We start from the raw sequence: 16,664 nt of genomic DNA, 5'->3' as shown, positions 1-16,664 counted from the left end.
ATTACTTTTTAAATAGATAATTCGTTAGAAAGTCGATACATGTCTAAATCAATCTGATGTTTTTGCTTTAGTGCTTCAATAATGTCATGATCAACTAGCTTATTATTTTGAATCCCAACCATTCTACCGGCTTGACCTTCAATTAGTAATTCTACTGCTTTGGCACCAAGACGGCTTGCAAGTACACGATCAAAACCTGATGGTCTACCACCACGTTGGATGTGACCAAGTACAGTAACACGTGTTTCCATACCTGTTGCATCCTCGATCTTATTCCCGTAATCAATACCATTACCAACACCTTCAGCAAGGATAATAATACTATGCTTTTTACCACGTGCTTGTCCTTTTTTCAAACGATCTACAACTGTGTCAAAATCATTTGTATTTTCTGGTATTAAAATACTTTCAGCTCCATCAGCTAGCCCTGCCCACAATGCTAAATCACCAGCATTACGACCCATCACTTCAATAACATATGTACGCTCGTGTGAAGTTGCAGTATCACGAATTTTATCTACCGCATCAATAATTGTATTTAAAGCTGTATCAAATCCAATGGTGAAATCTGTACCAGGTATATCATTATCAATAGTTCCGGGCACACCAATACAAGGGTAGCCTTTTTCCGTTAGTTTTGCAGCACCTTGGAAAGAACCATCCCCTCCGATAACAATCAAACCTTCAATACCAAATTTATTTAATTGTTTAATTGCCGTTTGTTGGCCTTCTTCTGTTTTAAATTCATCGGAACGCGCAGAATATAATACTGTACCACCACGTTGAATAATATCTCCAGCTGAGCCAAGCTCCATCTTTTTAATATTACCTTCCATTAAGCCTTGGTAACCATTGTAAATACCATAGACTTCCATGTCACTAAAAATTGCTTTACGAACTACAGCACGAATTGCGGCATTCATGCCTGGTGCGTCCCCTCCACTTGTTAGAACACCTATCTTTTTCATTTTGTCACCTCTACTAGAAATTTTTCACTGTTTTAACCTTTCCATTTCATTATAAATATATTCTTTATTAATGCCAATTAAGATTATACATGAAAACGCAATAAATCTCACCCCTAAATATGACAATTTATCGCATTTTATCTATTTTTAAATCGACTTTTTTCTTATTTTTTACTAAAATTGTTTTATTTAGTCAATATCTAGTCAATTGAACCGATTTTTTTATATTTTTCCCATCTTTCTTCTATTAAAGATTTCTTGTCTAACTTATTGAGGTGAGTGAGTGACTGCCTAATATAGGGATCAATGTAAGAGGCTTGTAAATCAAGATCACAATGAGCTCCACCCCTTGGTTCTACAATAACTTCATCTATTATATTTAATTTTTTGAGGTCATGAGCAGTAATCTTCAGTGCTTCAGCTGCTTCACGTGCGTGTGTAGAATCTTTCCACAAAATACTGGCTGCACCTTCTGGTGAAATAACGGAGTAAGTAGCGTTTTCAAGCATGTGCAAATGATCAGCAACACCTAATGCTAAAGCTCCCCCACTACCACCTTCGCCAATAACAATAGAAATAATGGGTACTTCCAAACCACCCATTTCCATCAAATTTCGTGCAATGGCTTCGCTTTGCCCACGTTCCTCCGCAGCTTTACCTGGATAAGCTCCTTTTGTATCAATAAAAGTTATTATTGGTCGCTTAAATTTATTAGCTAATTTCATTTGACGCAATGCCTTTCTATACCCTTCAGGGTGTGGCATAGCAAAATTACGCTGAATATTTTCCTTCGTATTTTTGCCACGTTGATGCCCGATAATAGTAACAGGTTGACCGTCGTACTTTGCAATACCTGTTACAATTGCTGGATCATCACCATGCAATCGATCACCATGTAGCTCTATGAAATCGGTAAATAATCGTTCAATATAATCTAATGTCGTTGGTCGATTAGCATGACGTGCAATTTGTACACGATCCCATGTTCTTAAATTCCCATATATGTCTGTCTCTAATTTCTCCAAACGTTTTTCCAAAGTTGTAATCTCTTTGGATAGATCAATTTCACTACCTACCGTTAGTTTTTTTAATTCTACAATCTTTTCTCGGAGTTCAACAACTGGCTTTTCAAATTCTAAAACTTGTTTCAAACTTCTTGTCCTCCTATCTGATGAAGATCTAACACTGTAGTTAAAATTTGCTTCATTTCTTGCCTATGAACAACTTTATCAATTTGACCGTGCTCTAATTGAAATTCAGCTGTTTGAAAGTCATTTGGTAGCTTCTCGCGAATCGTTTGTTCAATAATCCGTCTACCTGCAAAACCAATCAATGCACCTGGCTCTGCAAAATGGTAATCACCTATTGATGCAAAGCTTGCTGATACACCGCCAGTAGTAGGGTTAGTCATTACCGAAATCATACAACCACCTGCTTGATTTAAGCGCTGAATGGCTATAGAAGTTTTCGCCATTTGCATGAGACTAATCATTCCCTCTTGCATTCTTGCACCACCAGAGGCAGTAAATATAATAATTGGAATGCTTAGTTCTCTTGCTTTTTCAATAGCTCTTGCTACTTTTTCACCTACTACTGAACCCATACTTGCCATGCGAAATCTAGCATCCATTACAACAATGGCAGTATGATAACCATTTATTGTACCCTGTCCAGTAACAACAGCTTCATCCAAACCTGTTTTTTCTTTATCTTTAAGTAATTTTTCTTCATATTCAGGAAAGTCAAGCGGATTTTTAGATTGTAATCCCTTATCCCATTCCTCAAATGTTGATTCATCAAATAAACTATCAATTCGCTCATAAGCGCTTATCTGATGGTGAAAGCCACATTCAGGACAGACATTAATATTTTTTCTCCATTCTTTTTCGTAAAATATCTTTTGACAACCACTACATTTTTGCATCAATCCGTGTGGTATCTCTTGTTTTGCTTTTTCACTTGGAATAGAAGCATATTTTTTCTTTTTAGTAAATAAATCTTTTATTGGCAAGGATAATTCCCCCTTATCGTTCTAATTCATCATTCATCAGGTCATACAATCGTTCAATTTCTTTACAGTGATTCGATTCAAATGCCTGGTGTATTTTTTGATAAAAAGTACTTGTATAACATTGTCGCTTTATTGTGTAGCTGAACTCTTCCAAGAGATTCCACATACCCTTTAATAAATCATTCTCAGCATAATAAAAAAGAATGGAATAAAATGTTCGATGATAATCTATTTGTGGCAATTCTTTTTTACTAAAAGCTTGCTCCCAAGCTTTTAGTACAGCTAAACGATTATGTTTAAATGCTTGTTTCGTTACTTCTTTCTCGATTACTTGTTTCGCAAAACAAATATCTTTCTTTACTGTGACACCTTGTAAAATAAAAGTAGATAATAATTCCATTGTTCGATGCGATTGATAGTTACGTAAATACGTACCCTCTCCACGCTTTGTTTCAATTAAACCTAACAATTCTATAGCTCTTAAGGCTTCTCTTACAGATGAACGACCAACTTGTAATTGATCCGCCAACTCCCGTTCTGATGGTAATCTGTCTCCAGGTTGGAGTTCTGCTTCTTTTATATAATGTCTAATCATATCTAGTACATTTTCATAAACCTTTTGCTTTGACAATGACATAATATATACCGCGACTCCTTCACAAAAATATGCATTATAGTACGTGTTCAAAGAGAGACCGCTTATCATTTGATGACTTTTTGAACATCTTCTTATATTGACTGATTTATATTTGCAGTGATTCTGTCTAAATTAAGCTGTGATTTTGCAACACCAGATGCCACAGCCGCTTCTGCTACAGCCTGAGCAACTGCTGGGGCAACTCTTTTATCGAATGGATTTGGTATAACATAATCTTGGTTAAGGTCTTCTGTGGCTATTAAATTTGCAATTGCTTTTACTGCTGCTATCTTCATATCTTCATTAATATCAGATGCTCGAACATCTAAAGCCCCACGGAAAATCCCAGGAAAAGCCAGTACATTATTTACTTGATTTGGATAATCAGATCGGCCAGTTCCAATTACAGCTGCACCTGCTTGTTTCGCAAGTTCAGGTTTTATTTCCGGCTCAGGATTAGCCATCGCAAAAACAATAGCATCTTGATTCATAGATTGAATCATATCTGAAGAAACAAGTCCACCAAGGGAAACACCAATAAAAACATCTGCATTTCGAATGACAGATTTTAGATCACCAGTCTCCTTGTTTCGATTTGTTTGACTTGCAACTTCCTCTTTCATTGGGTTCATACCAGATGAACGCCCTTCATAAACAGCACCTTTTGAATCACAAAGAATAATATTTTTCACGCCAAAATGAGCAAGTAGTTTTATAATTGCAATTCCAGCAGCTCCTGCTCCATTAACAACTACTTTGATTGACTCAAACTTTTTACCAACAAGTTTTAAAGCATTAAACAGTCCAGCTAAAGTAACAATTGCTGTGCCATGCTGATCATCGTGAAAAACAGGAATGTCTAACTGCTCTTTTAGCGCTTCTTCAATTAAAAAACAATTAGGCGCTGCAATATCTTCTAAGTTAATACCACCAAATGATGGTTCAAGTAACTTTACTGTTTGAATTACTGTATCAATATCTTGTGTATCTAAACAAATTGGAAAAGCATCAACACCTGCAAAGTTTTTAAATAAAACAGCTTTACCTTCCATGACTGGCAGTGAAGCTTGAGCACCTATATTACCTAAACCCAAAACAGCAGAACCATCTGTTACAACCCCTACCATATTTGACTTCATTGTGTATGTATAGGCTGAATTTGAATCTTTCTCAATTTCTTTACAAGGTTCTGCAACACCGGGTGAATAAGCTAAACTTAGATCCTCTGAATTTTCAATAACGACTTTTGTTTGAATTGTTAGCTTTCCTTGTTTTTCACGATGCATCGCTAAAGCATCTTCGCGCATATTAGACATTGCAATTTCTCTCCTTTATTTACGATACATTACATTTCAATTATTGGTCTGACCACTAACTATTATATTATAGCAGATCGAGATACACTGTAAAGTTTATCTCGATCTGCTATTTAATTTTTCACCACAACGTTATCTCTACCAAATGTATGATAAAGCTGTTGGAGACATTCTCTTTCTAAATTTAGATTATAAGTATTAGCTAATTGATAGGTTAATTCCTTTACCGAGTGAAATACTATAACAGGTGTTTTACCCGGATAGTAATTTGCCAGTTTTTTCATCTGACTTAACACATATTGCTCTGTTTTTTGATCAATTTTTATAAATAATCGTTGTTTGTTTTCTGTCTGATCAAGACTTGATTCCTCAAATTGACTGATCTCTGACACAAGTAATTGTATCTTGTTTTGTCGTTCTTCTGGCTTTCCAGTTAAGGTTACCATTATCTCTTCTTTTAACCAACTTTTTACTTGTCTATATATATCTGGGAAAACTACAGCTTCCATATCTGTTTCTTCATCTGCTAATGTAATAAAGGCCATTTGATCACCACGTTTTGTCCGGATTACTTTTAATTGCTGGATAATAGCGGCAGTATTACGGTTATTCTTGCCAACCATATGGTTTAATTGACTTAATGATACATAACCACTTGAACGAAGCTGTGTACGGTAATTTGATAATGGATGACTCGATATATAAATACCTAATAACTCTCTTTCAAGTGTTAGTTGCTGCATCGTTGTAAAAGCTTCTACTTCCACATAATTTACATCTAACTCTAAATCATCATGAAAAAAAGAAGGTTGATCATCAAATTCTCCAAATAATTCACCTTGCTCTAAAGCCTGATCAATCGTTGCTAAAAGAACTGCTCTATCAGATTTCGTTTCGTCAAAAGCTCCGGCCATAATTAGTGCTTCCAAAATTGGTCTATTTACTATCTTCAAAGAAACACGTAAACAAAAATCAAATAAATGCTTGAATGGTCCAGCTTTTCTTACTCGCAAAACTTCTTTTACAACTTGATTACCAACACCTTTTATAGCCCACAATCCCATTCGAATATTGTTATTTTCTACGCTATATGAACCAAAACTCTTATTAATTGATGGTTGCAAGATTCTAACACCAAGTTCTTGTGCTTCTTTAGAATACAATCTTGTTTTGTCATGTTGTCCTGCTACTGAGCTTAACAGGTCTGCTAAAAAGTAAGCAGGATAATGTGCTTTTAAGTAAGCAAGCCGATAAGAGATTAAACTGTATGCTACAGCATGGCTACGGTTAAACCCATAATTAGAAAAACGAATAATCCAATGAAACAGTTCTTCAGCGACATCTTGGTTATACCCATTGTTTAAACACCCTTGGATAAACTGCTGTTTTAATTCCTCCATTTGCTCTTTTTGTTTTTTACTTACTGCACGACGTAAAATGTCTGCCTGCCCATAAGAGAATCCTGCTAACTGATTTGCAATTTGCATAATTTGTTCCTGGTAAATTAATACACCGTATGTTGGTTTTAAAATAGATTGTAAATCTGGATGTGCGTAATTAACTGTTTCTTTTCCATGTTTTCTACTGACATAAGTCGAAATATATTCCATCGGACCAGGGCGATACAATGCATTAACAGCAACAATATCTTCAAAACTAGTAGGATACAACTCATTTAACACACGTTGCATCCCCTGTGATTCTAGCTGAAATATACCATTTGTCTTGCCTTGCTGTAACAACGCAAATGTTCTTGCGTCATTTTCGGGAAGTTCATTAATAACAATCTCTTTCTTCTCTTGTCTTTTAATTGCATCAATAATTCTTTCTATTAATGTTAGATTTCGTAATCCTAAGAAATCCATTTTTAATAAACCAACTGCTTCTAAATCTTTCATAGCAAACTGTGTGAGCAACATCTGCTGATCACTTCCAGTTGTTAAAGCAACATGGTCTACTAATGGATCATCACTAATAATAACTCCAGCAGCGTGTGTGGATAAGTGCCTAGGTAATCCTTCCAATTTTCTGGCGACTTTAAATAATTGTTGTAATTCTTCTGATTTTTTTACGTAGTCGACTAAAGAAGGTGCAGCTTTTAAACTTTCTGTAACAGATTTTGCACCTTGACCAGGAATCTCTTTTAAAATAAAAGCTGTATCTTCAGGTGAAATATTTAATGTCTTAGATAACTCACGTAAAACGGATCGAGTTGCAAATGTACCAAATGTTCCGATCTGTGCAACATGTTCTCTTCCATATTTTTTTTGTACATAAGCAATAACTTCATCTCGGCGGTGATCTGAAAAGTCAATGTCTATATCCGGCATAGAAACACGCTCTGGATTTAGAAAACGTTCAAATAATAAATCGTAACGAATCGGATCAACTTCTGTAATATCTAACAAATAAGCAACAAGTGAACCAGCAGCTGAACCACGACCTGGCCCCACCATAATTTCCTGTTCCTTTGCATATTGAATAAAATCCCATACAATTAAAAAATAGTCACTAAATTGCATACGATTAATAATATCTAATTCATAATCTAAGCGATCTCTAACAGCATCAGTCGTATTTGGATACTTTTTGATGAGGGATTGATCACATAATTTTTTTAAATATGCCGCCGCTGTTGTTGATTGGTCTAATGGATACTTAGGTAGTCTTTGTTGATCTAAATCAAGTTTCACATTACATTGTGCCGCAATATGATTTGACTGATCAACAATTTCTGGCCAATCTTCAAATAAACCCATCCCTACTTCTGATTCATAAAAAGATTGATTTTTATTTGAGACAGTTGTGGATTGATCATTCCACTTTTCTCCCTTATCTATCGCTCGTAAACAGTGATATGCTGTTTGATCTTCGATATGTAGATAGCGTGCATCACCGATTGCAACCGCCTGAAAAGGGATACCTGCTAAAGCTTCTTTATATAAAGAAAAATTATCTTTTTCTGTGCTCTCAATACCAAGATAGATATCTGTATCAGGTGCACTGGAATGCCACTCTTTTAGATAACTACGTATGATCTCAACTTTATTTACTTCAGATGATTGCTCAAGATCTGGGACTGGGACTATTAAGAATAAATCTTTTGCATATATATGTAATTCTTGTTGCTTAATAGAACCTTTTCCTTCTAATTGAATGTAGGAACTAAGTCGTAATAGACTTTGATAGCCATGATTATTTTTTGCTAACACAATACATTTCCTGTTATTTTCTGATAGGTTGATTACCATACCAATTATTGGTTTTATACCAACATTCAAACAATATTTATAAAATGAAACTGCCCCATGTAATACATTCTCATCCGTTAATGCTACTGAATTCATGCCAAATTCTTTTGTTTGTTTAACTAGATCTGCTAATTTTATAGTACTTTTCATCATGCTATAGCCACTACGAACATGTAAATGTGTAAACTCCAATTTGTCTCCCCACCTTTATCTATTCATTTCCGTTATTCATCTCTTTTATTACATTCATTATATCTGAATTATAGTTAACATGAAAATGAAATAACATACCTTGTCCTCTCTCTTCATATATTCATATATAAAGGCAAAACAAAAAGTATATATAACGTAATGATTAGATAAAGGAGTTCCTAGAATGGAAGAACGATTTCTATCCTCAATGATTCAATGTTATTTTATTGCATTAGGTGTTGTCATTGGTGGAGCTTTTATTGGTAGTATTGGTGCTTTTGCTACTGGAGAGCCACCTATGACATTAATGGGGCGAATCGCAAAAAGTTTACGTATATGGGCAATTGTAGCCGCAATAGGTGGTACATTTGATGCTATCTCTAATTTTGAGAAGGGAATATTTGAAGGATCAACAATAGACATGATAAAACAGATTTTATTAATCATTACAGCAATGGGTGGCGTACAAACTGCTCTTCTAGTTATAGAATGGTTGATTCAAGAGGAAATTGACTAATGCATATACCACCTTATTACAAACGAGAAAGTTGGCAAAGATTTTTGGCAGGAACTTTTGTTGGAGCAATTCTTGCTTTTTTTGTTTTTATTTACATGTATGGTCAATTGTATGAGGGTTGGGTTGAAAAAAATTTAGAGCTACATGCTGAATTACAAGAATTAAAATCAAATTATCAGGCTTTAGAGGAAAATAATAAAGAGTTAGATCAAAAATACAACAAAAAAATTACGATCTCATCCATTGAAATTCATATTACAAATCAAGAAAAACTAGACCTGGATCGCTTTATTATTCGAGAATTTGAAGAAAAAATAAAGAATGAGATGTCAGATGTAATCGGAAAAGAGGTAGCAAATTTCTCCGAAAACCACAAACTCCTTATTAAGATAGTTGAAAATAAGCCATATAAAATTGATGATTTCTCTTACCAAGCAACAGTAGAGCATTTGTTCATTACTGAAAAGCTAAGTGTATATCTAACGTTATCTCCATCTAGTTAAGTTTTTTGTAGAGTTGATATAAGATGCGCATTAACTAGTAACATAAGTTACTAGTACTAATCCGCTACTCAGATGAAATTGCCTCCCTTTTCGCAGGCACGGACTCAACTAATTTTTAGAACAAGGGCACTTCTAAAAATGGATTTTCGGCCAGTGGGTGTGCGATTACTCACCCCATCAAAACCACTGATTCCGTAGCGAGAACGTTAATGCGCAGTTTATATATTTTGTGTCACAGTTTATGTGTTTTTAGTACATTAAACACAAAAACTCGAAAGGAAAGTGGTTGTCCTTCCTTTCGAGTCACTTTAATTATCTGTCTGATAATGGTTCTGACATGCTTTTTCCAATTCAGCAATTACGTTTTCTGTTTCTTTCCAATCGTAAATTGTTGCACCTGATGCTAGTGGATGTCCTCCACCATTAAATTTAGCAGCAATTTCATGTATAGCAGGACCTTTAGAACGTAAACGAACACGAATTAAATCTTCTTCTTCTACAAAAATCACCCAAGTATAAATTCCTTCAACGTCACCTAGAACTCCTACTAATTTACTTGTCTGTTCAGACGTTAAATTATATTTTTCTAAAATGTCTTTGGTAATTTTAATCGCACTAACTCCATTAGGTGAAACAGAGAAATTTTGGAGTATATAACCTTTCAAGTGAGCAATATTTTCACTTGTTTTATATAAATCTTCATATAGTTGTGTTCGATCAAAATCATAGCTAGCTAATTCAGAAGCATAGCGGAAAGTTACATTTGTAGTACTTGGGAATAAAAATCTACCTGTATCACCAATAATTCCAGCATATAATAACTTCGCTGCACGATCAGTAATCAACATACCTGTATCTTTTCCATAAACAAATAACTCATAGATCATCTCACTCGTTGAACTTGACTGCGTATTAATCCAAACCACGTCACCGTATATGTCTACTTCAGGGTGATGATCAATTTTTATAATCTCTTCAGCCAATTTATACCGTTGATCAGAAATACGTTCCCTGTTAGCTGTATCGCAAATAATTGCTAATGCACCTTGGTACACTTCATCTGAGACTTGATCCATTTGGGCTAAGAAGTCTAATGAACCATCTGAGTCACCAACAACATAAACTTGTTTATTTGGAAAGCTACTTTTAATTATTTCTGCTAAACCAACTTGTGAACCATAAGCATCTGGATCTGGTCGCACATGTCGGTGAATAATGATTGATTCATATCGTTTAATTTTATCTAGAATTTCTTTAATTACCATGCTACACCCCTTCTTTTACTTATTTATGTATTAACGATCAATCAATTGAGCGATTAGGATTGCTTTCCCTATTATTTCTTTATCATGGTAAACTTCCACATCTACTTTAGCTGACTTTCGACCCACATCTAGTAATTTTGGCTTGATTTCCAGTTTGTTATCTAACTGTACAGGCCTCAAAAAATAGACAGAAAGGTTTTCTATTACTATATCCCCTTTTTTTAATTGCCGAATCAATCTACTTCCTGCCTCTGTTACAAACGAAACAAGTACACCATATGACAGTGTTCCAAGTGCATTCGTCATTTGTGGTGTAACATCAGAACGGAATACCATATTATGCGGATCATTAGATATAACAGACAAGCCACTTGTGACAATATCATCAATTGTTTCTCCTACTTGAGGTTGGCGTTGTACTTGTTGTAATGCTTTAAGAACATCTTGTCTCGATATTAACCCAAGTAGGTGATTGTAGTTATCAACTACAGGCATTATCTCAATGCCCTCCCACACCATCATATGTGCTGCATAAGCTAGTGAAGTTTGCTTCAAAACTGTCATTGGATTTTTTGTCATTACTTTCTCGATTGTAACATGGTCTTGTTTTCCTATAATATCCTTTGATGTGACAATTCCAATCACACGGTTTTGTTCATCAACTACAGGGTAGCGGCTATGTGTAGTATCTTCATTAAGTGCATACCACTTTTCTAGCGTATCTTTTCCAGTTAAATAATATGTATCCACAAATGATGTAAAAATATCGCCTACAAGAACAATTTCCTTTTTAATAAGCTGATCATAAATAGCCCTATTAATCATGGCAGCAACAGTAAATGTATCATAACTTGTTGAGATAATTGGGAGTTGCTTTTCATCTGCTAAACGCTTAACTTGTTCGCTAGTATCAAACCCACCAGTTATTAATACTGCTGCTCCCTCTTGCAACGCTAGTTCATGTGCTTCGACTCGATTACCTACTATTAAGAGCGAATCTTTCTCAGTATAGCGCATCATTGCATCTAATTTCATTGCGCCAATTACAAACTTATGTAAAGTTTTATATAATCCTTCTCTACCACCTAATACCTGTCCATCAACAATACCGACGATTTCTGCAAATGTTAGATGTTCAAAGTTTTCCTTCTTTTTTTGCTCAATTCGAATGGTGCCAACTCGCTCTATCGTACTAACTAATCCTTGATTTTCAGCTTCTTTAATTGCTCGATATGCTGTACCTTCACTCACGTTTAATTCTTTGGCAATTTGTCTTACAGATATTTTATTTCCCACTTTTAGTGACTCTATAAATAATAGAATCTGTTCATGTTTGGTTGCCACGGTCTTTCACCATTCTTTCTATCTGTACTAATATTTTTCATTATATTGTTATTATACAGATATCTGGCAATTGTTTCAATTTTTCATTGCTTTTACTTGTTTATTTGTAACAGATTGTCCATGAGGTTCCTGAACTTTTAATACAACAGCTAGGTTTGCTCCGATTACTAAAAATAAAAAAACTAACCAGATTAACCAAAACACACTCTCTATTCCATTTGCTTGTAAGTTTAAAGCCGGCCATGCTACATACAACAAAAAAGCTGTTAATAATAAATATAAAATTGCATATTGTCTCATATCCAATCTCCCCTTTTTAACTTGTTGTAACTAGTCTATGCTTTTTGAGGAAGTAACATGTTTTATCCTAACAAGAAAAAATCAGAGGAATAACACCTCTGATTCTGCATTTACAGCATTATATGTTCTCCAGGTTTTAGTGCTACGCCTTTTCCTGGCCGTACTTTTTTAGCAAATGCATCTCCATCCTGCTCAATCAGCGGGAATGTATTATAATGAACTGGCACAACTTGTTTTGCTTTTGTCCATTCAGCTGCAACTAGCGCATCGTCTGGGCCCATTGTGAAATTGTCACCAATTGGTAAGAAGGCTAAATCGATGTTATTCCGATCACCAATTAATTTGATATCTGAAAACAAACCAGTGTCCCCGGCATGGTAAATCGTTTTACCATTAACCATTAATAAGATTCCTGCTGGCATTCCGCCATAAATTGCTTCACCTTGCTCATCATAAAACACAGAACCATGAAAAGCCTGAGTCAATTTTACTTTTCCAAAATCAAATTGATGTGCTCCACCAATATGCATTGCATGTGTTCTTAATCCTCTTGATTCTAAATATTTAGCTAACTCGTTTGGAGCTACTACTAATGCTCCTGTCCGTTTTGCAATTGGAATTGTGTCTCCAACATGGTCGTTATGTGCATGTGTCAGAAGTATAACGTCTGGTATTACTTCGCTAGCATCAAGATCGCACAAAGGATTATCTGTTATAAACGGATCAATTAGAATGCTATGTGCTTCAGTCTGTACGTTTACAACAGATTGCCCATGGAATGATACTTTCATTTTTTACTGCTCCTTTCGAGTTGTTTAGTACTGGTTTACCCGAAAAGAAACAAAATTAAAAGTATCTTAATAATACTCCCATGAGCGACTATAAATATCAATTAAGCGCGGATCAATTAATGTGTTTGGCTTCACTTCAATAATATCACCATTCTCGTCTCTAATTGTTTGGTCTATATCTTTTCCAAATACCGTTAACCCCTCTAGCATATCTGTAGTTAAAAAGCGCGTATCAACCGGAACTTCTAAATTTTTCACATCAATCGGTTGTCTACTAGCAAGAACAAATCCCCAATTCCCGAAACTTGGAATATCAACATGAAAATTCTCTGTTTCTAAATTATTAGAAGCAATTGTCTCTGAGATCGTCCAGTATACTTCAGTAGCAAAAATTGGGCTTGTGGCTTGTACCATCATAGCACCTTCAAGAGACATGTGATTTCGAACTAGTGCATAAAATTCTCTCGTATATAATTTATTTAAACTTTCATCATTCGGGTCAGGTAAATCAATAATAATCACATCAAAAATCCAATCTGTTCCTTCTAAAAATTTGTAAGCATCCTGATGAATAACATTAACCTTTTCATCCTGTAATGCATATTCATTTAATGTTAATAGTTTTTCATTCTGATTAGCTAAATCAACAACCGCTGGGTCTAAATCTACTAATGTAATCGTCTTAATTTCTTTATGTTTTAATACTTCTTTTGCAGCAACCCCATCTCCACCACCTAGTATTAAAACATCAGTTGGATTAGTAGCCTGTGAAATGGCAGGATGAACAAGTGTCTCATGGTATCGATACTCATCAATTGAGCTTAACTGCAGCCCTCCATTTAAATATAATCTAAAATCTTCACCTTTTTGGGTGAGTATAATCTTCTGGTAATTGCTTTCTTCCATATGGATGATTGGGTCCTTATAAAGTTTTTGCTCAAAAGTAAAAGCCATCTCTTCACCAAATAAAAGCCCAAGTAACAGTAATACCCCGATAAACCCTGCAACAATCGCGTGAACTGCAAAGCGTTTAACTTCTTTACGAAATAGCCAAAGTACAATAGTTGCAACAATTAAATTGATACAGCCAACTAAAAAAGCCGTCTTGACCATACCAAGTTGTGGACGTAACAAAAATGCAAATAATAACCCACCAACTAATCCCCCAGCATAATCAGAGAAAAGGACACGAGCAGTACTTCGATTTAACGAGACACCTATTTCGTTAGCTTTTCGAATGAGGATAGGCAATTCCACACCTGTTAAAGCACCGATCGTCAAAGTAATGAGATAGAGAAATAAGGCATCTGTTCCAGGAGGTGAGAAGGCTGTAATACCAAACATGACAAAGCTTGAGAAGCCACCAATTAAAGCTACCATAAATTCAATATAGATAAATGCCACAATCAGGTTTTTCATAACTCTTTCACTTAAACTAGCGCCAATTCCCATACCAGTTAAAAATAGAGAAATGGTAAGGGTGTACTGTTTGACACCATCACCTAATATGTATGAGCCTAATGCACCAAACAAAACTTCAAAAATAATGCCACAAATTGAGACAATTCCAGAAGCCCAGTAAATAAAATGACTTTGTCTTATCGCTAATTGATTCAAACGTATTCACTCCGACTTTAAAATATATATTAAAAAAAGACAGGCCTGACCTTTTTTCTAAAGTCAGACCAAATCCTTTTCATACGATGTTCAGTTCATATTCACATAGTCTATTTTTATGTAATGGAAGCACCAATTACAAATGCTAAACCAAGTGAAACAGCTAGAGAAATAATACCAACCGCAACATTGTTTTGCTTAATTTTATCTTCAACAGAGAACTTTCTTGTCATTAATTCAAATAAAAGATAGGCGATCATTTGTAAAATCACACCATATCCTCCCCAAATTAACGTCTCCCAAATTGTAACACTGTGGTAGATAGCGAACGCCAAAATAATACATATACCTACAATCTTTCCAGCTATCGATAAAGCAACTGCCTGATTACCATTGGAAACCTCATCCCAATCCTTATATTTCGTTGTAATCCATTCAAAAATTACTAAACCTATTAATACGACGATAATTGCTATTAAAAAGTAAAGAAATGTCGTAATAAAAGCACCCATTATAACGCCTCCTCTATATTATTTGCCTGCACTTGGCCCTCCGCCACGTATCGAAGACAAACCGCGATTTGTTCGATTCGTTGTAACGCCACCACCAAATGTTTTTTGACCAGTTGTATAACCTCCATAACAGCTACCGCCAGAACATTTGTTTTGTCTATTTTGCCCCCAATTGTTTGTTGATAGCATCCTATCTAACATGATGTAAGTAAAGAAACCATTTAAATAGTTTGGAGAATAATTATTACGAACAAAGGTATCTGTTGCAACTTCGATTAATGTAACCTGACTATCTTCCTCACTTTGTTTAAATGTCACAAAATGATTTGGATAAATAAGTATTCGTTGGTTATCCTTTTTTTCGCTTATTTCATCAGGTTCAATAGTTTCCGAAACAACATCGACGATCTCCTCAACTGTAAATTGCTTTGTTGCATATATATTTGCCTCTTCACGATCTGCTACAACTGTATCTAACAGATAAAAATTATCAGACATTAATGTTTCTACATCATAAGTAGTTGATCTTTTTAGCTGATCTGTTAGTTCTGCTTGTGATGGTTCTGACGGTATTTCATCTACAGATGCTGGTTCTGTTTCCCCACACGCTGATAGAAAAATTAACGCCATGATTATTGAAAAAAAAGGAACAATTCTCTTCATAAAATATGTGTACCTCCTTTCATACTACATAGCAGGAAAGAAACCTCTGTAATACTTCTACAGAGGCTTATAAATCCCTTTACTCTTCAACCTTATTCTTTACCCATTTTCTTTTTCAATGCGGCTAGTTCATCATCTACTTCACTATTATCTAATTGATCAAACTCATCATCTAATGATTTGCTTGCTGAAGACATATCATCACTTGTATCTGCTTCTGCCTCATACTGCATCACTTTTTCTTCCATACGAGAAAAGCCTTGTTTTGATTCATCGCTTCCAACTGAAGACATTGTACGATTAATTTTGGTTCTTGTTTTAGCAGACTCAGCACGTGCTTTTAGGGAGTCTTTTTTCAGTTTCATTTCTTGGTATTCTTTTTTCATTTCATCCAACTTTTTACGAAGTTGATCTGCATCTTGTTTTGCGCGTTCCCAAGATTCTTTCAATGAATCTGCTTGTTCTGCTTGATCTTTCTTATCTTCTAGAGCACGACGAGCTAAATCCTCATTACCTGCTTCAATTGCTTTTTCTGCCTGCCCTTGTCTCTTCTCAACTAAAGCATTAGAATCATCGTATTTTCTTTTTAGCATCTTCTCATTCGCTATTTGTTTTGCTACAGCACTTTCAGCTTCACGAATATCAGATTCCATATCACGCATAAACTGATCTAACATTTTCACTGGATCCTCTGCCTTATCTAACATCGAATTCATTTCTGAACTCACAACTGTTTTTACTCGACTAAAAAATTTAAACATTTCCATTCCTCCTTGA

General features: G+C 35.1%; 16 protein-coding genes. 2 read left to right on the top strand and 14 right to left on the bottom strand.

Going from position 1 to position 16,664, the window contains the following annotated elements; genetic code table 11:
- Positions 1 to 8: 8 nt before the first annotated feature.
- The 6 genes from pfkA to dnaE form a co-directional block, all read right to left on the bottom strand.
- On the bottom strand, positions 9 to 968 hold the full coding sequence (gene pfkA, locus D2K40_RS07920; RefSeq protein ID WP_117154740.1) for a 6-phosphofructokinase: 960 nt from the start codon (positions 966 to 968) through the stop codon (positions 9 to 11).
- A gap of 200 nt (positions 969 to 1,168) precedes the next feature.
- Entirely contained in the window at positions 1,169 to 2,119 is a 951-nt protein-coding gene (gene accA, locus D2K40_RS07915) for an acetyl-CoA carboxylase carboxyl transferase subunit alpha (RefSeq protein ID WP_117154738.1), read from the bottom strand.
- Positions 2,116 to 2,979 (bottom strand): acetyl-CoA carboxylase, carboxyltransferase subunit beta, encoded by an 864-nt coding sequence (accD, locus tag D2K40_RS07910; protein WP_117154736.1) that lies wholly within the window; start codon positions 2,977 to 2,979, stop codon positions 2,116 to 2,118. Before accD ends, accA begins: the two co-directional genes overlap by 4 nt.
- Positions 2,980 to 2,992: 13 nt before the next feature.
- Positions 2,993 to 3,616, bottom strand: a complete 624-nt coding sequence (locus D2K40_RS07905) for a FadR/GntR family transcriptional regulator (RefSeq protein WP_117154734.1) — start codon at positions 3,614 to 3,616, stop codon at positions 2,993 to 2,995.
- 92 nt (positions 3,617 to 3,708) lie between these two features.
- Positions 3,709 to 4,932, bottom strand: a complete 1,224-nt coding sequence (locus D2K40_RS07900) for an NAD(P)-dependent malic enzyme (RefSeq protein WP_117154732.1) — start codon at positions 4,930 to 4,932, stop codon at positions 3,709 to 3,711.
- Between the two features lie 113 nt (positions 4,933 to 5,045).
- Positions 5,046 to 8,375, bottom strand: a complete 3,330-nt coding sequence (gene dnaE / locus D2K40_RS07895; protein WP_117154730.1) for a DNA polymerase III subunit alpha — start codon at positions 8,373 to 8,375, stop codon at positions 5,046 to 5,048.
- A gap of 184 nt (positions 8,376 to 8,559) precedes the next feature.
- Here dnaE and ytrH point away from each other — a divergent pair, with 184 nt between their 5' ends.
- Entirely contained in the window at positions 8,560 to 8,892 is a 333-nt protein-coding gene (gene ytrH, locus D2K40_RS07890) for a sporulation membrane protein YtrH (protein WP_117154728.1), read from the top strand.
- The gene (ytrI, locus tag D2K40_RS07885) at positions 8,892 to 9,395 is read left to right on the top strand and encodes a sporulation membrane protein YtrI (protein WP_117154726.1); all 504 of its coding nucleotides are present in this window, start codon (positions 8,892 to 8,894) and stop codon (positions 9,393 to 9,395) included. Before ytrH ends, ytrI begins: the two co-directional genes overlap by 1 nt.
- Before the next feature lie 308 nt (positions 9,396 to 9,703).
- Here ytrI and D2K40_RS07880 read toward each other — a convergent pair whose 3' ends face one another.
- The 8 genes from D2K40_RS07880 to D2K40_RS07845 form a co-directional block, all read right to left on the bottom strand.
- The gene (locus D2K40_RS07880; protein ID WP_117154724.1) at positions 9,704 to 10,660 is read right to left on the bottom strand and encodes a DHH family phosphoesterase; all 957 of its coding nucleotides are present in this window, start codon (positions 10,658 to 10,660) and stop codon (positions 9,704 to 9,706) included.
- Between the two features lie 30 nt (positions 10,661 to 10,690).
- Positions 10,691 to 12,004 (bottom strand): DRTGG domain-containing protein, encoded by a 1,314-nt coding sequence (locus D2K40_RS07875; RefSeq protein WP_117154722.1) that lies wholly within the window; start codon positions 12,002 to 12,004, stop codon positions 10,691 to 10,693.
- A gap of 75 nt (positions 12,005 to 12,079) precedes the next feature.
- Positions 12,080 to 12,304, bottom strand: coding sequence for a hypothetical protein (locus D2K40_RS07870; RefSeq protein WP_117154720.1), 225 nt, complete (start codon positions 12,302 to 12,304; stop codon positions 12,080 to 12,082).
- 110 nt (positions 12,305 to 12,414) lie between these two features.
- On the bottom strand, positions 12,415 to 13,095 hold the full coding sequence (locus tag D2K40_RS07865; RefSeq protein WP_117154718.1) for a metal-dependent hydrolase: 681 nt from the start codon (positions 13,093 to 13,095) through the stop codon (positions 12,415 to 12,417).
- A 66-nt stretch (positions 13,096 to 13,161) separates the two neighbouring features.
- Positions 13,162 to 14,712, bottom strand: coding sequence for a polyamine aminopropyltransferase (locus D2K40_RS07860; protein WP_117154716.1), 1,551 nt, complete (start codon positions 14,710 to 14,712; stop codon positions 13,162 to 13,164).
- Between the two features lie 116 nt (positions 14,713 to 14,828).
- Complete coding sequence (locus tag D2K40_RS07855) at positions 14,829 to 15,224, bottom strand: DUF350 domain-containing protein (RefSeq protein ID WP_117154713.1); 396 nt, start codon at positions 15,222 to 15,224, stop codon at positions 14,829 to 14,831.
- A gap of 18 nt (positions 15,225 to 15,242) precedes the next feature.
- Positions 15,243 to 15,887, bottom strand: a complete 645-nt coding sequence (locus D2K40_RS07850; RefSeq protein ID WP_117154711.1) for a DUF4247 domain-containing protein — start codon at positions 15,885 to 15,887, stop codon at positions 15,243 to 15,245.
- Between the two features lie 92 nt (positions 15,888 to 15,979).
- Positions 15,980 to 16,648, bottom strand: a complete 669-nt coding sequence (locus tag D2K40_RS07845; protein ID WP_117154709.1) for a PspA/IM30 family protein — start codon at positions 16,646 to 16,648, stop codon at positions 15,980 to 15,982.
- Positions 16,649 to 16,664: the final 16 nt, after the last annotated feature.

The sequence above is a fragment of the Paraliobacillus quinghaiensis genome (assembly GCF_003426025.1).
In the GTDB taxonomy this organism is placed as follows: Bacteria; Bacillota; Bacilli; order Bacillales; family Amphibacillaceae; genus Paraliobacillus_A; species Paraliobacillus_A quinghaiensis.
Note: the sequence above shows the minus strand (reverse complement) of the source record. Positions and strands in the feature narration are given on the sequence as shown.

Bases quoted from the DNA above. Each gene is read 5' to 3' on its own strand.
- D2K40_RS07905 (WP_117154734.1), bottom strand. From the start codon at position 3,616: ATGTCATTGTCAAAGCAAAAGGTTTATGAAAATGTACTAGATATGATT.
- ytrH (WP_117154728.1), top strand. From the start codon at position 8,560: ATGGAAGAACGATTTCTATCCTCAATGATTCAATGTTATTTTATTGCA.
- D2K40_RS07845 (WP_117154709.1), bottom strand. From the start codon at position 16,648: ATGTTTAAATTTTTTAGTCGAGTAAAAACAGTTGTGAGTTCAGAAATG.
- D2K40_RS07855 (WP_117154713.1), bottom strand. From the start codon at position 15,224: ATGGGTGCTTTTATTACGACATTTCTTTACTTTTTAATAGCAATTATC.
- D2K40_RS07880 (WP_117154724.1), bottom strand. From the start codon at position 10,660: ATGGTAATTAAAGAAATTCTAGATAAAATTAAACGATATGAATCAATC.
- D2K40_RS07900 (WP_117154732.1), bottom strand. From the start codon at position 4,932: ATGTCTAATATGCGCGAAGATGCTTTAGCGATGCATCGTGAAAAACAA.
- pfkA (WP_117154740.1), bottom strand. From the start codon at position 968: ATGAAAAAGATAGGTGTTCTAACAAGTGGAGGGGACGCACCAGGCATG.
- ytrI (WP_117154726.1), top strand. From the start codon at position 8,892: ATGCATATACCACCTTATTACAAACGAGAAAGTTGGCAAAGATTTTTG.
- D2K40_RS07870 (WP_117154720.1), bottom strand. From the start codon at position 12,304: ATGAGACAATATGCAATTTTATATTTATTATTAACAGCTTTTTTGTTG.
- D2K40_RS07865 (WP_117154718.1), bottom strand. From the start codon at position 13,095: ATGAAAGTATCATTCCATGGGCAATCTGTTGTAAACGTACAGACTGAA.
- D2K40_RS07850 (WP_117154711.1), bottom strand. From the start codon at position 15,887: ATGAAGAGAATTGTTCCTTTTTTTTCAATAATCATGGCGTTAATTTTT.